The sequence below is a fragment of the Cognaticolwellia mytili genome, assembly GCF_002104475.1.
GTDB lineage: Bacteria > Pseudomonadota > Gammaproteobacteria > Enterobacterales > Alteromonadaceae > Cognaticolwellia > Cognaticolwellia mytili.
The window spans coordinates 303,704-318,752 of sequence record NZ_NBOF01000002.1 but is presented as its reverse complement, the minus strand read 5'-3'; the positions used below and the strand labels follow the sequence as shown (position 1 = coordinate 318,752).

At 37.5% G+C, this 15,049-nt stretch carries 14 protein-coding genes and 1 other RNA gene; 8 read left to right on the top strand and 7 right to left on the bottom strand.

The annotated features are described in order from the left end of the window. Position 1: 1 nt before the first annotated feature. The 3 genes from B7C41_RS06325 to smpB form a co-directional block, all read right to left on the bottom strand. Positions 2 to 910, bottom strand: a complete 909-nt coding sequence (locus B7C41_RS06325; RefSeq protein ID WP_085297953.1) for an ATP-binding protein — start codon at positions 908 to 910, stop codon at positions 2 to 4. A gap of 370 nt (positions 911 to 1,280) precedes the next feature. Beyond that, positions 1,281 to 1,631: a transfer-messenger RNA gene (ssrA, locus tag B7C41_RS06320) on the bottom strand. A 109-nt stretch (positions 1,632 to 1,740) separates the two neighbouring features. After that, positions 1,741 to 2,223, bottom strand: a complete 483-nt coding sequence (gene smpB / locus B7C41_RS06315; protein ID WP_085297952.1) for an SsrA-binding protein SmpB — start codon at positions 2,221 to 2,223, stop codon at positions 1,741 to 1,743. A gap of 162 nt (positions 2,224 to 2,385) precedes the next feature. Here smpB and B7C41_RS06310 point away from each other — a divergent pair, with 162 nt between their 5' ends. Together B7C41_RS06310 and B7C41_RS06305 are read left to right on the top strand one after the other, a co-directional pair. Then, entirely contained in the window at positions 2,386 to 2,817 is a 432-nt protein-coding gene (locus tag B7C41_RS06310) for an SRPBCC family protein (RefSeq protein ID WP_085297951.1), read from the top strand. A 48-nt stretch (positions 2,818 to 2,865) separates the two neighbouring features. Next, the gene (locus B7C41_RS06305) at positions 2,866 to 3,279 is read left to right on the top strand and encodes an RnfH family protein (RefSeq protein WP_235839634.1); all 414 of its coding nucleotides are present in this window, start codon (positions 2,866 to 2,868) and stop codon (positions 3,277 to 3,279) included. A 79-nt stretch (positions 3,280 to 3,358) separates the two neighbouring features. Here B7C41_RS06305 and B7C41_RS06300 read toward each other — a convergent pair whose 3' ends face one another. The 3 genes from B7C41_RS06300 to nadK form a co-directional block, all read right to left on the bottom strand. Continuing rightward, on the bottom strand, positions 3,359 to 3,706 hold the full coding sequence (locus B7C41_RS06300; RefSeq protein WP_085297949.1) for an outer membrane protein assembly factor BamE: 348 nt from the start codon (positions 3,704 to 3,706) through the stop codon (positions 3,359 to 3,361). A gap of 104 nt (positions 3,707 to 3,810) precedes the next feature. Further along, on the bottom strand, positions 3,811 to 5,475 hold the full coding sequence (recN, locus tag B7C41_RS06295) for a DNA repair protein RecN (RefSeq protein ID WP_085297948.1): 1,665 nt from the start codon (positions 5,473 to 5,475) through the stop codon (positions 3,811 to 3,813). A 163-nt stretch (positions 5,476 to 5,638) separates the two neighbouring features. Next, a complete protein-coding gene (gene nadK / locus B7C41_RS06290) occupies positions 5,639 to 6,520 on the bottom strand; it encodes an NAD(+) kinase (protein WP_085297947.1) in 882 nt (293 codons plus the stop codon). A 181-nt stretch (positions 6,521 to 6,701) separates the two neighbouring features. On the opposite strand from nadK, the gene grpE reads away from it, so the two are divergent. The 4 genes from grpE to B7C41_RS06265 all read left to right on the top strand — a co-directional run bounded on the left by grpE (position 6,702) and on the right by B7C41_RS06265 (position 11,889). Beyond that, complete coding sequence (grpE, locus tag B7C41_RS06285) at positions 6,702 to 7,337, top strand: nucleotide exchange factor GrpE (protein WP_085297946.1); 636 nt, start codon at positions 6,702 to 6,704, stop codon at positions 7,335 to 7,337. A gap of 280 nt (positions 7,338 to 7,617) precedes the next feature. Next, positions 7,618 to 9,546 (top strand): molecular chaperone DnaK, encoded by a 1,929-nt coding sequence (dnaK, locus tag B7C41_RS06275; protein WP_085297944.1) that lies wholly within the window; start codon positions 7,618 to 7,620, stop codon positions 9,544 to 9,546. A gap of 361 nt (positions 9,547 to 9,907) precedes the next feature. After that, positions 9,908 to 11,050, top strand: a complete 1,143-nt coding sequence (gene dnaJ, locus B7C41_RS06270) for a molecular chaperone DnaJ (RefSeq protein WP_085297943.1) — start codon at positions 9,908 to 9,910, stop codon at positions 11,048 to 11,050. Between the two features lie 170 nt (positions 11,051 to 11,220). After that, the gene (locus tag B7C41_RS06265) at positions 11,221 to 11,889 is read left to right on the top strand and encodes a hypothetical protein (protein WP_085297942.1); all 669 of its coding nucleotides are present in this window, start codon (positions 11,221 to 11,223) and stop codon (positions 11,887 to 11,889) included. Between the two features lie 128 nt (positions 11,890 to 12,017). Here B7C41_RS06265 and B7C41_RS06260 read toward each other — a convergent pair whose 3' ends face one another. Continuing rightward, positions 12,018 to 12,491 carry an Lrp/AsnC family transcriptional regulator gene (locus B7C41_RS06260; RefSeq protein WP_085297941.1) on the bottom strand — a complete coding sequence of 158 codons (474 nt, stop codon included), beginning with the start codon at positions 12,489 to 12,491 and terminating at the stop codon, positions 12,018 to 12,020. A gap of 242 nt (positions 12,492 to 12,733) precedes the next feature. On the opposite strand from B7C41_RS06260, the gene nhaA reads away from it, so the two are divergent. Next, on the top strand, positions 12,734 to 13,927 hold the full coding sequence (gene nhaA / locus B7C41_RS06255; protein WP_085297940.1) for a Na+/H+ antiporter NhaA: 1,194 nt from the start codon (positions 12,734 to 12,736) through the stop codon (positions 13,925 to 13,927). A 31-nt stretch (positions 13,928 to 13,958) separates the two neighbouring features. Beyond that, a complete protein-coding gene (locus B7C41_RS06250; RefSeq protein ID WP_085297939.1) occupies positions 13,959 to 14,828 on the top strand; it encodes a prohibitin family protein in 870 nt (289 codons plus the stop codon). Positions 14,829 to 15,049 lie beyond the last annotated feature (221 nt).

Sequence of the window (15,049 nt, the reverse complement as noted above, 5' to 3'; positions counted from 1 at the left end):
ATTATTTCGCCTTAATTTGCCAACAAAGTAATGTGCCATTTAGCCTTAATGGTAATCTTGATGTTTCTATATCTTTATCGTGAAAATACCTATAAAGGCCTTGTTCACTAATTATTAATAATTTATCTTTCTCAACAGAGCTCACAGGCTTAATAATATTTGCAGAGCCTCTTCCTCTCCCCTCAGTGCCAATAATATTCATTGTAGAAGTATTTTTCTTCATTGCATTGACAATAATCTCTTGATCTAGGTTGTTTTTGTAAAAATTTAATTTTTTAAAAGAAGTCGGAATACCACACCCTTTATCAAATATACAAAAATTTAATGTATCATCTTTAATATAGGCATATTGCCACCATCTTGTAACTGATCCTTTAGGATGGTATCTATAAGCGTGTTGATTTATATTAAGCATAGCTTCATTTATTGCAACACCTAGTTCTTTTGAGAAGTTAGAGTATTGTTTCTTTAAATATTTAAATGTCTTATCGTAATGTTCTTCTGCGTCGTAGCCTGATTGAAAATTATTACCTAACTCCCAGTTTCTATCTAACTTTCTTTTCGTTCCATATTTAATTGCATCCCAGAGCCCACTCTTGCGCACTAAAGATCTAATTGCTTGGTTCACAGGAAGGATAACTTTAATAATATCATGCCTATTAGTGGTAATTTGGGCATTGGTTATATACGCAAACAATAGCAGGGCTGATGGTGCATGGAAAAACTCCAATCGACTTAAGTCAATGAGCATTTTCTCATTTATTCGAGTGAAATGGTCGATATTATCTAAAAAATCAATAGATATTTTGGCCGTCTCCATAGACTTAACTGAAAATAATCGAGGCACCTTAAGAATATGCCTCCCATCTTTAATAATAGATGTATTATTCGTAAGCTCCATTAGATCCATTTATACAACCTTACCCTTTGATATTTCGAATATTAATTTGAGCATGTTAACATAATTAATATCGTAACAAATTAAAATTCAATAATAAATGAAGCTACTTCATCAACTATAATGCATCCAATTAACAACAATTAACAACAATTAACAAGAACACTCACCTTAATTTCTTTGGAACATGAATTCGAAAATGTAAAGTGACTGATGAAATGGGCGCACCAATTTGAAGCGAGTACCACATCAAAATAACAATAAATTCCAGGCATAAAAAAAAACCGCAATTAAGCGGTTTCTTATCATAAACGCTAGTCTGTTTATGGCCAAATCTAAAAGTTACTAGGTATAACTAATAAACTAAAAACGGTCTTTATTTTGGTGGAGCGGGGGGGAATCGAACCCCCGTCCAAAAAGCCTACATCCTTGGTACTACATGCTTAGTCGATTATTTATTTAACCAATTAGACGCCAGTCGACAGGCTTCGTCATGGTGAGCTTAATACTATTTCGCGGTTCAGCCTTAAGCGTGCTTCCCTCGCTATCCTATTTGGGGTGACCATCGATCCTCGAAACAACAGGACAATTTATGAGGCGATGGCTAGCCTTAAGCGGCTAGTGCGAACGTTTCGTCGTTAGCAATTATAGTTTTGCGGCTTTTTACCAGGCAAACCGCCCCTGGGCATGCACCTCGGGTTTCATGAATCTTGTCGAATCCTAGATCCGCCCCAAAGTTTTACTCTTTTTTCTATAAGCTAAACTAGCCTATGGTGTGCATTGTACAACGCTTAGGTTAAATAGACAACGTGATATTTTTTAACCACTTGTTCTAATGGTGCTTAGCGGTCTAAATTTTTATTTTTCATTAAACGGCCTTTATCAACGGCCCATTCACGGTCTTTAATATCAGAGCGTTTATCGTGATCTTTCTTACCTTTACCTAAGTGAAACTCTAATTTAACCCAACATGCTTTCCAATACATGGCAGTGGCAATTAAGGAATAACCATCACGCTCAACAGCGGCAGTAATTTTTTCCAACTCTCTGCGATTTAATAGTAATTTTCGGTCACGATTAGGGTCACAAACTACGTGGCTAGATGCGGCGTTAAGTGGTGTTATTTCAGCGCCTAGTAAGTAAGCTTCGCCGCCTTTAATATGCACGTAACAGTCAGATATGTTGACTTTGCCACTTCGGATTGATTTTATTTCCCAACCCTGCAAGCTCATGCCACCTTCAAATTTGTCGGTTAAAGCGTAGTTATGACGCGCTTTTTTATTTAGAGCAATGGTATTGCTGTTTGATTTTTTTTTCTTGGCCATTATATTTCCATTATTTGCACTTTTGGTTTGCTACCAAAATAGCAATCGTAAACATTATACGGAGAAATTATGCTATTTAAACGGCTTATTTATCATTTTTCACTTTAATGCGTTTTTTGACGACATTTGCTATGATAGCGACCATTGAGAATTGGAGGGTGAATGCCAAACATAAGTCGTAGTGCATTAGTGATGCACAGTGTAGAAGATATGTATCATCTAATTAATGATGTGCTTGCCTACCCGAAGTTTTTACCTGATTGTAGTGACAGTAAAATAATTGCCCAAGATGAGCGTTCGATGACCGCAGCTTTATTAGTGTCTAAAGGTGGCTTAAAAAAGTGGTTCACTACTGAAAATATTTTGGTAAGTAACCGAGAGGTTAAGATGAGCTTAGTTGATGGGCCATTTAAGCAACTTATTGGGGGTTGGCAATTAAAAGCCTTGTCAGAAGATGCCTGTAAAATTGAATTAAATTTAGATTATGAATTCTCTAATAAAGTGTTCGATTTAGCCTTTGGTCGGGTATTTAATAATTTAGCCAATAACATGGTGCACTCTTTCACTATGCGCGCTAAAGAAATTTATGGCTAAAAGTAAAAATTACAGTTTAATAATGTATTAATGGGTGTTTAATAGAATATGAGCGAACAAAAGATGAATGATATTACTAGTGATGAAGCAGCTAGCAACATAGATGTGGTTGCAGGCAAATGTAATATTGAAATTGTCTACGGTACACCGCAAAGGCAAGAAATCATCAATATCGAAGTTGATGAAAACACAACCATTGAACAAGCGATAATAGTCTCAGGCATCATTGAAGAGTTTCCTGAGATTGATTTAGCGGTTAACAATGTTGGCATATGGAACCGAGTCGCTAAGTTAAAAGATATTGTCAAAGATTTAGACCGTATTGAAGTATACCGTCCGTTACTTGCTGATCCCAAAGAAGTACGTAAACGCAGGGCTGAGAAAGCGAAAGAAGAAGGGCGAGCAGATAAAATTACTGGCGGTCGAGTTGACCCACGCAGAAGCAAGGCGGGAGAATCTTAACTCATTGGAAAACTAGCTCTCTAAAAACAAAAAAAGCATGCTTAGCGCATGCTTTTGTATTTCTAGGTTTAACTAAATATTAGTTAACCATTGGAACAAAGTAACTTTCTGGTAATTCAAAATCACCTTCCGCATTCACTACCTTGTTATCTTCAAAGGTAATAGTGAATTGTTTTTTAGAATTTAATTTATCACTTCTGCCTGATTTAAAACGGTAAACATAGTGCCAAATGTTACTATTGAAGCTATCTTCAAGAACAGGACTGCCCAAAACAAATTTAACTTGTTCTTTTGTCATTGCAATTTGAAGTTTGTCGATGTCTTTTTGTTCTAGGTAGTTCCCTTGTGGGATATCAATGCGATAAACCCAGCTAGAACAAGCAGAAACAGATAGGGCGATAACAATCGCTAATACTCTAAACAACATGGTAAATACATTATCCTTTTTAGTTTGAACGGGGATAATAGCGAAGCGGACTACGAGATACAAAATAATTTTTAGTTTATTTCGCCCGCTTGGCTGTATTCGCTTTATCCTGCCAGTAATTCTTGCGCACTAGCCAGGCTATTTTCGGTAACTTTATCACCGGCAAGTAAACGCGCAATTTCTTGGACGCGACCATTGCTAGAAAGTTCCGTTACTGTGGTTTCTGTGTGCTCTCCGTCAGTTAATTTAGCCACGAATAATTGTTGATGGCCTTTGCTGGCGACCTGCGGTAAGTGAGTTACACAGATGACTTGCGTGTTCTTAGCTAGTTGCTGTAACTTTTTACCCACCATTGCAGCGGTGGGGCCACTGATGCCGACATCAACTTCATCAAATATTAAACTTGGCGTAATAACTTTGTCGGCCAATATCACTTGCATGGCTAAACTAATACGTGAAAGTTCACCTCCTGAGGCCACTTTATTCATGGCTTCAAGTGCTTGCCCCGGGTTTAAGCTAGCTAAGTAACTAACATTATCAAGGCCATTGACTGACAAGTTTTGCTCTTGAGCTTGGCTAACATCAATTAAAAAATTGCCATGCTGCATGTTTAATTCAGCCATACTATTGGTGATTAACTTGCTGAGTTTTTTCGCTGCTTTTGTTCTTGACGTTGATAAGGTTAATGCTGCCTCGTGATATTTGTTTTTTGCTGTTTCAATATCGTCATTAATTTGTTCTAACCGAGTTTCATCAGAGCTAAATAGTTGTAATTCTTGTAATAGTTGTTGATGAAGGTCAGCTAATTTTTCTGGTGCAACTTGATGCTTTTTCGCTAGTTGCACGGCAGTTGAATAACGTTCTTCAATTAACGTATAAGCTTGCGGATCAAGCTCTAAGCTCTCGTAATAATGTTTGACTTCTTGGCTGGCATCTTCAATTTGAATAAGCGCTTCATTAAGCTGCTCTGCAATGGCTTTAAGTGTTGGGTCGTAATGACTTAGTGAGGAAATTTGTTCCGCACTTTGGCGTAAACTATCAACAACATTAGACTGCTCATTTTCAGATAATAGCTGCGCAGCCACTAAGGTTTCATTAAGAATGTGCTGGCCATTACTTTGGCGTTTATAATCAATTTCTAAACTTTCAAATTCGTTAGGTTGTAATGAAAATTCATTAAGCTCGTTGACTTGATATTGCAATAACTGTTGCTTAGCTTCACGTTGTATTTTGCTTTCTTGTAGTTGCTTAGCTTCTTGGCTGAGTTCACGCCATCGATGATAATAAAATTTTACGTCATCGAGTAAATGTTGATGACTGGCGTAAGCGTCGAGTATGTTACGTTGCTCATTAGCCTTAACGATAAGTTGGTGGTCATGTTGTCCGTGAATATTAATGAGCAACTGGCCAATTTCTTTTAGCTGTACTAAAGGGACTTGGCTGCCATTTATATACGACTTTGAGCGACCTTCAGCGGAAATAACCCGGCGTAGAATACATTCGTTCTCATGCAACATATCATTCTTTTTTAGCCATTTTTGCGCGGGTTTATTTTTACCGGTATCAAATGTTGCCGCCAGTTCAGCCTTGGCGCAGTTTGGACGAACAACATTGGTTACGGCTCTGTCACCCAAACACAGTCCTAAGGCATCAATGGCAATTGATTTACCCGCACCCGTTTCACCAGTGATTGTTGTCATACCTTGTTGCCAATCAATGTCGAGTGAACGGACAATGGCAAAATTTTGAATGTTGAGTTGCAGTAACATAGTCGCCTCACTAACTTTATTATCATTATGTTGCAATAAAGTGTCGTATTAATAACCAAAAAACCAGATACTGTTAATTTATACAGTATCTGGTTTTTATTCAAGCTATGTTTACAACTTTATTCTTAATTAACTATTTTAAAGGGCTGCGAGACAGCTAAGATTAATAAAGTTTGTTACCCCAACTTAACTTGTTTCGTAAAACATTAAAGTAGTTGTGATCAAGGGGGTGTATTAAACGTAAAGTAAACTCGCTTTTTTTTATGATCACTTCATCACCAGGCATTACGGCTAAAATAACGTGGCCGTCACAACTAACCTGTAAATTTTCGTAATTTTCATTCGCTAGTTTGAGCTTAATTTCACTGTTGCCGTCAACGACAATAGGCCGACTGGTTAATGTATGCGGAAACATAGGAACTAGTGAAAGAGCGTTTAAATTTGGCGTTAAAATAGGGCCGCCTGCTGACATTGAGTAGGCCGTTGAACCTGTTGGCGTTGATACAATGAGTCCGTCTGAGCGTTGACTAAACATAAAGCTACCATCGATGTAGACTTCAAATTCGATCATGTTGGCAACTTTCCCCGCATGTAATACGGCTTCGTTTACTGCGCTGTTAGAGCTTTTGAGTTTGCCATGACGGTAGACTTCAGCTTCAATAATAAAGCGTTGCTCAGAGCGTGATTCACCATTTAAGATTGCATTAAGTGGCGCGGTTAAATCATCGGGTGACAGATCAGTTAGGAAACCTAAGTTTCCACGATTAACGCCTAAAACGCCAATGTCGTAACATGAGAGTACGCGAGCCGCGCCTAGCATGTAACCGTCACCGCCAACGACGATTGCTAAGTCAGCTTGTTGACCAATTTCAGTTAGAGAAGCAACAGCAACATTGTTAATATTTATTGACGGCGCTACTGAACTTTCTATTAGCACCTGATAACCTTGTTGTGATAAATATTGATGTAATGTTTCTATGGTTGAGCTGGCACCCTCATGATGAGGCTTACCAATAAGTCCAACTGTTTCGTATAATTTACTCACTTTGGGATAAACCTTAATAAAATAGGCAACTAACCGCAGTTTCGCGCTATTTTACTCGCTTGTAAAGTTGACTTTTTTTTAAATGATTTACTTTTGTGCTTGAATCATAAAAACAAGCCCCCATAATTAGCGGTATTGTGTTTTACCAACTTTGAAAATTAAAAATACTTTGGAGTTTTTCATGACTAACGAGTCAACAGAAAATAAAAGTGCTGAAGAAATAGCAGCAGATGAATTAGCAGCAGAAATTATTGAACAAGCTGAAGAGCAAGTTGAAGAGCAACATGTGCATGCTCATGAAGTTGTTAGCGAAGAGCAAGAAAAAATAAATGAGCTTGAGCTTTCATTAGCCGCTGCTAAGTCTACGGTAACAGATCAAAAAGACTCTGTTATTCGCGCCAAAGCAGAAGTCGATAATGTTCGTCGTCGCGCTGCACAAGATGTTGAGAAAGCCCGTAAATTTGCTTTAGAGAAGTTTGCTAGCGAAATGCTGGTAACTGTTGATAACTTAGAGCGTGCATTGCAAAATATTGATAAAGATGATGAAAACAATAAAGGCATTATTGAAGGCATCGAATTAACTTATCAAGGTTTATTATCTTCGTTAGAAAAATTTGCCATTAAAGCCATTGATCCACAAGATCAGCCATTCAACCCTGAATTACATCAAGCGATGTCAATGCAAGAAGTTGAAGGTGTTGCCGCCAATACTGTTATTGCGGTAATGCAAAAAGGTTATGAGTTAAATGGTCGTTTAATTCGCCCTGCTATGGTGATGGTTTCGAAAGCTAAGCCAAGTGTTGATACTACGGCTTAATTTTATTTTTTAGCTAGTTTTAGACTTTTATTGCTAAATAACGTTTTAAGTAAAGATGAAAAACCAGACAAGTGTCTGGTTTTTTTATGTCTTTTATTGCTGAATAATATAACAAGCAGAAGCTTAATTGGCATTAATAAAGAGAAGAAGAAATAAAATTTAACATTTTTTAGTTTTTTTCGATAAAAATAGTTGAAAAGACTTTTTCCTGCCCCCACTAACTGTTCATCGAAAGATTTAATCTTTATTTTTAACATATAAGTATTCGGAGATCCTCAAGATGGGCAAAATTATTGGTATTGACCTAGGGACAACAAACTCTTGTGTTGCTGTTCTAGATGGCGGCACAGCACGTGTAATTGAAAATGCGGAAGGCGATCGTACAACTCCTTCAATCATTGCATACACAGAAGAAGGCGAAACTTTAGTAGGTCAACCTGCTAAGCGTCAATCAGTTACAAACCCGACAAACACGTTATACGCTATTAAGCGTTTAATCGGTCGTCGTTTTGAAGACAAAGAAGTTCAGCGTGATATCGGTATTATGCCATTTGGTATTGTTAAAGCTGATAACGGTGATGCGTGGGTTACAGCACGTGATAAAAACGTTGCTCCACCACAGGTTTCAGCTGAAGTTTTAGCTAAAATGAAAAAAACAGCTGAAGACTACTTAGGTGAAACAATTTCTGAAGCAGTAATTACCGTTCCTGCTTACTTCAACGATTCACAACGTCAAGCAACTAAAGATGCTGGTCGTATTGCTGGTCTTGATGTTAAACGTATTATCAACGAGCCAACTGCTGCTGCCCTTGCCTACGGCATGGACAAGCAAGAAGGCGACAAAGTTGTTGCAGTATACGATTTAGGTGGTGGTACATTTGATATCTCTATCATCGAAATTGATGAAGTTGAAGGCGAGCACACGTTTGAAGTACTTGCGACTAACGGTGACACTCACTTAGGTGGTGAAGATTTTGATAACCGTTTAATCAACTACCTAGTAGCTGAATTCAAAAAAGACCAAGGCATGGATTTAACAACTGATCCATTAGCTATGCAACGTTTGAAAGAAGCGGCTGAAAAAGCGAAATGTGAACTTTCTTCTGCACAACAAACTGATGTTAACTTACCTTACATCACTGCAGATGCAAGTGGCCCTAAGCATATGAACATCAAAGTAACACGTGCTAAATTAGAGTCATTAGTTGAAGATATGGTTAAAGCAACTTTAGAGCCGCTTAAGCAAGCACTTAAAGATGCAGACTTATCAGTAAGTGACATCAATGATGTTATCTTGGTTGGTGGTCAATCACGTATGCCAATGGTACAAGCCGCAGTAACTGATTTCTTCGGTAAAGAGCCACGTAAAGACGTTAACCCTGATGAAGCAGTAGCTGCTGGTGCAGCAATTCAAGCGGGTGTTCTTTCTGGTGATGTAACTGACGTTCTATTATTAGATGTTACGCCGTTATCATTAGGTATTGAGACTATGGGCGGCGTGATGACGAAAGTTATCGACAAAAACACCACTATCCCAACGAAACAATCTCAAACGTTCTCAACAGCTGATGATAACCAAGCTGCTGTAACTGTTCATGTTGTACAAGGTGAGCGTAAGCAAGCTTCTGCTAACAAATCTTTAGGTCAGTTTAACCTTGAAGGTATCGATGCAGCACCACGTGGTACGCCACAAATCGAAGTAACTTTCGATATTGATGCTGATGGTATTTTGCATGTAACAGCTAAAGATAAGAACACAGGTAAAGAACAAAAAATTACCATTAAAGCTTCTTCTGGTTTATCAGATGATGAAGTAGAGCAAATGGTACGTGACGCTGAAGCAAATGCCGACGAAGATGCGAAGTTTGAAGAGCTTGTACAAGCTCGTAACCAAGCTGATGGCATGGTTCACGCAACACGTAAGCAAATTGAAGAAGCAGGCGAAGATTTTGCTGGCGAAGACAAAGAAAAACTTGAAGCAGCATTAACTGAACTTGAAACAGCGGTTAAAGGTGATGATAAAGAAGCAATTGATGCTAAATCACAAGCTGTTATTGAAGCTTCTGCTAAGTTAATGGAAATCGCTCAAGCGAAATCTCAAGCAGAAGGCGGTGCTCCTGAAGGCGCAGCTCCGGAAGCAGATTCATCAGCACCAGCTGGCGATGATGTTGTAGACGCTGAGTTTGAAGAAGTTAAAGACGATAAGTAATCATTAATTATTGAATGGTCTACTGTCGCGCTCAATAGTTGCGTTGGACATGCTCACATACACTTGTATGCTCCGCATGTCCGCCTTGCTCTAGAACGCTACAGCGACAATTTAAATAATTAAACATTTGTTGTTTATAAAGAAAATGAAAGCGTCGATAATTATCGGCGCTTTGCTTTATCAAAAGAAAGGGTAAAGTAGCAACGAAATGTTGTGAATTAACTTCACAATGCTATAAAAAATTAATCATTAATTGATATTAATTTGCTTGGATTTTTGATGTTTTGAATATGGTTAAAACATCGAGTTAAGAAACCAAACAAATTAGTATCCATAAATTTGAAGTAAAGAAATTAAACCTATGTCAAAACGCGATTATTATGAAGTGCTTAGTGTTGCAAAAGATGCATCTGAGCGTGATATCAAAAAAGCCTATAAACGTTTAGCGATGAAGTTACATCCGGATCGTAACGAAGGTGACAAAGCTAAAGAAGAGCAATTTAAAGAAGTTAAAGAAGCTTACGAAATCTTAAATGATGATCAAAAGCGTGCAGCGTATGATCAATACGGCCATGCAGCTTTTGAACAAGGTGGCCACGGTGGTGGTGGCGGTTTTGGCGGTGGACAAGACTTCGGCGATGCTTTTGGCGATATTTTTGGTGATATCTTTGGTGGCGGCGGCCGTCGTGGTGGTGGGCAATCTCGTCAACGTCGTGGTAGCGATTTACGTTATAACCTTGACCTTAGCCTTGAAGAAGCGGTTAAAGGTAAAACACTTGAAATTAAAGTACCAACGTTTGTAAGTTGTGATCCATGTGATGGCAGTGGCGCTAAGAAAGGCACCAGTGCAAAAACATGTTCAACTTGTCATGGCCATGGCCAAGTACAGATGCGTCAAGGTTTGTTTGCTGTACAACAGACGTGTCCAACGTGTTCTGGTAAAGGTAAGGTTATTTCAAGTCCATGTACTTCTTGTCGTGGCCAAGGCCGTGTTGAGAAAACAAAAACGTTGTCAGTTAAAATTCCACCAGGTGTAGATACTGGTGACAGAATTCGTTTATCTGGCGAAGGTGAAGCGGGTGAGCATGGTGCACCAGCAGGTGATTTATATGTTCAAGCCAATGTAAAAGAGCATAAAATATTTGTTCGTGATGAAAATCATTTATATTGTGAAGTGCCAATTAGTTTCACCACAGCTGCTCTAGGCGGTGACATTGAAGTGCCAACGCTTGAAGGTAAAGTTAAGCTGAAAATACCGAAAGAAACGCAAACGGGTAAAATGTTCCGTTTACGTGGTAAGGGTGTTAAATCAGTACGTAGCCATTCAACTGGCGACTTGATGTGCAAAGTTGTTATTGAAACACCTGTGAGCCTGTCTGGCGACCAAGCTGACTTATTACGTCAGTTAGAAGAAAAGATGGGTAAAAGCACCAGTAAACATAGCCCGAAGGAAACCGGTTTTTTTGATGGTGTGAAAAAATTCTTCGATGACCTTAAAAGCTAAAGTCACTCGATAATTACATTACTGTAAATCCTACTTCGGTAGGATTTTTTTTGTTCGAAGAAAACAGTTATAATATAAACGAGCTTACTTCATTGATTTATTTCGATTGATTCAATTTGATAGGTTTTAGTTTACTAATTTTCCTTTAGCCTATATATGAGAATGCATTTATGAAAAAAATATTGTTTAGTATTTTGTTTTTATTGAGTCAAATAAGTTTTGCTGAGGATGAAGTTAAAGAGTTGCCACCACTGGACCCCGCATATATGGGTATACATGGAATGGCACTATTTACACAAGGGTCTAGTATCTATGCATCGCATATGCCGTTATATAAGAAGCCACATAATGTTCAGCTACTGTATAAAATAGATAATGATAACTTAGCAGTGTTGCAAATGATTCGAGACGGCGAACTAATTACTGCTAAGCCAGAGAAATTTAACTTACAACGTTTAATACGTGGTGAAAAATTAACGGTAAATGTGGATTTATATGCAGGGCACTTTGAACGCGATGGCATGCTCGTTTATGAGAGCATTCCTTTAACTTTTGATAAGCAAGTCTACGTTAGAACATTTGATGACATACAGCCGTCGAATAGAAAGCAAAACTATGATGTGGTTCCATTAAGAAAAAATTATAAAATTTATATTCACAGGATTCAGCAGGCACCCAGCTTTGATCATATCATAGGCATTGATTTAGAAGCTGGTTGTTTAACCAAGTTTAATACATCATCACCTGTACCTAAGCGTAGCGAACTACAATATAAATTTATTAATTGTGGCACTATGAAGCCATTGTATTTTGAAACAGGAGACTTTCAAAAAAAGTAACGTTTTCGAAATATTAGTTACTTCAGGTACACGTAATAAAAAAGAGCCTTTAGCTGCTCTTTTTTATTTTTAGGTGATTGTTATAGTACGATGATATTGATGTGAAAAGTAACCATAATGTATGAGTGCTATGTTTCATCATCAAAGTTTGGTAGCACGCCACTGCGACTATGCTCGAAGATGAGAGAAGTTTCTACCGTAGTCACTTCTTCGCGTGAAGTAATAGCATTAAAAACAAACTGACGTAAGTGTTCGCTATCTCTTACTGACATATGAATGAAGTAATCATAATTGCCCCCCATGTGATACAAACTAATAATTTCGGGTAGTTTTAGTAAATCATCTCTTAGTTGATTTACAATTATTTCCGAGTAAGGTTGCAGCTTAATTGCTGCAATTGCCTCAATATTGCCACCGATACTTTTGAAGTTAATATCAATGAATGCGTTGTTAATTACACCATTGTTCTTCATCCGTTTTACGCGCTCTAAACATGTTGATGGGGCAATGCCAATTTGAGCCGCAAGTTCTTTATTGGTGATATCCGCATCTTTATATAGCAAAGTTAAGATACGTAAATCTATATCATCTAATTTTTTCATTAATATTTTAACCTTAGGCTAAGCCTAATTTGTTTATACGCTTTTCTTAACTAAATATTACACTTATTAATTCCAAGATTGCTAGCTTATTCACTATAAATATGAATTATTTTCGATATTTATACCTGTTTCCGAATTTTAACCTTACTATTTTTAACTATTAAAAAATACGCTTATGTATTTGTATTACATTCCATCATGACATATTATGTCATGATGGAAAGCAAACGTAGTGAGCATAAATGATTATTAAGAATATAAATGACTTTTTAAACTTGGAAGCAGCTAGTGGTATTATTTTAATGTTTGCTGCTGTTGCGGCAATGGTGATCGCCAATTCTTCTTTTGTATCTTATTACGATATGCTGTTGAACATTCCTGTACAAGTTTCTGTTGGCAGTTTTGAAATAGCTAAACCGTTATTATTATGGATTAACGATGGCTTGATGGCATTGTTTTTCTTCCTTGTTGGTTTAGAGCTAAAGCGAGAGTTTTTAGAAGGCGATTTATCGCAACCGGGGCAAATTACCTTACCTGCAATTGGCGCGCTAGGTGGAATGCTAGTACCTGCACTATGTTATGTGGCATTTAACTACAATGATCCAGAAGCGATTAATGGTTGGGCTATTCCGACGGCAACAGATATCGCCTTCGCATTAGGTATTTTATCAATTATTGGCAGTAAAGTTCCCCTGCAACTTAAAGTATTCTTAACGTCTTTAGCAATATTTGATGATTTAGGCGCAATCATTGTTATTGCTCTATTTTATACTGACCAGCTTTCAATATTGTCATTGATATTTTCAGCAATAGTATTAACGATTTTATTTACCATGAACAATCGCGGTGTAACGAGCACGGCACCTTATATCTTCTTAGGCATCATTTTATGGGTGGCAGTATTAAAGTCAGGTGTACATGCAACATTAGCAGGTGTTGTTCTAGCTTTCTTTATTCCAATTAAGGGTAAAAACGATGAACCTTCACCATTAAAATCGTTAGAACATAATTTACATTCATTAGTGGCCTTTATCGTTTTACCTGTATTTGCCTTTGCCAATGCTGGCATAAGCTTCTCGGGTATTGGTGTTGAACAAGTGATGGCGCCAGTGCCACTAGGTATTATTGTTGGTTTAATTGTTGGGAAACAATTAGGAGTATTTGGCTTTTGCTTTATTGCTATTAAATTAGGGTTAACAAAATTACCGGCCAATGTTAGTTGGCGTTTACTGTACGGTGCTGCCATTTTATGTGGTGTTGGTTTTACCATGAGTTTATTTATTGGTTCTTTAGCATTTGAACAAGGCAATAGCGGAAACCTTATCTTTCAAGATCGATTAGGAATTGTTATAGGCTCATTAATATCGGGTGTTTTAGGTTACTTCGTCATTAAAGGCGGCGTAAATAAGTTTTCAAAATCAGCCGCGACTATATAAAAATAAAGTAATGAAAATAAAAGGAATTGTTATGAATGTTGAAAAATTAAATGTCCCAGTAAAAACGATTGCAATTGTTGTTGCAGCAGTTGTTGCAGGAATGAATTCTGTATACACGGTAAATGAGGGGCATATTGGTATAGTAAAGCGCTTTAGTGAAGCTAAAGAGCAAGTTAATCCAGGGCTACATTTTAAAGTACCATTTATTGATAGCGTTGAAGAAATAGAAGTACGTACCCGAAAAAATGAAGAAAAAATGGCATCGAGTACTAAAGAGCAAATGCCTGTTACGATCAGTGTTTCTGTTAACTGGACTGTTGATAAAACGGCAGCATTGGAACTATTTAGGCAATATGGCGGCTTATCACAATTTGAAAGCCGTATTTTAGATCCTCGTTTTAGATCGGCAACTAAAGATGTTATTCCACAATATGATGCTGAGAAATTGATCCAAGACCGAGCTAGTGCTATTCAAGCGATCGAAGCAAACTTTATTGAGGAAATGAGAGACTTTCCGGTAACTGTTGATAATATTCAAATTGAAAATATCAAATTACCCGCTAAGTACTTAACGTCAATTGAAACTAAGCAAACTGAAAAAAATCTGGCAGATGCCGAAAAACATAAGTTGGCAAGGCAAAATCTTGAAGCCCAGCGTGATGTAAATACCGCAAAAGCAAAAGCCGATGGTATTAAACTGGTCGCTATTGCTGAAGCTGAGTCGATTCGTATTAAAGGTTTAGCAGAAGCAGAGGCAATAACCGCTAAAGCTAAAGCATTAGGTAATAATCCTCTCATCGTTAAGTTAACCGAAGCGCAAAACTGGGATGGTAGATTACCGGCTACAGTATTAGGCAGTGGCAATATGCCAATTCTAGATATGAGAAATGAGAAAAAGTAAACTTTTCCATTTACTAGGGGTAGTTGATCTTTGTTTAATCATTCAGCTGAGAGATAAAGTCGACTTAATTAAAGCAAAAATGATGCAATTTTCAACATAAAGTAAGACGGCTTTAGCCTTGGATAATGGCTTTTTTTAACGCTAGCTGCATTAGAAATTCGCTTATTTAGAACAACTAAGCCTCATTCATTCTGCTTACTAACGTTAAAATCAGCCTATTG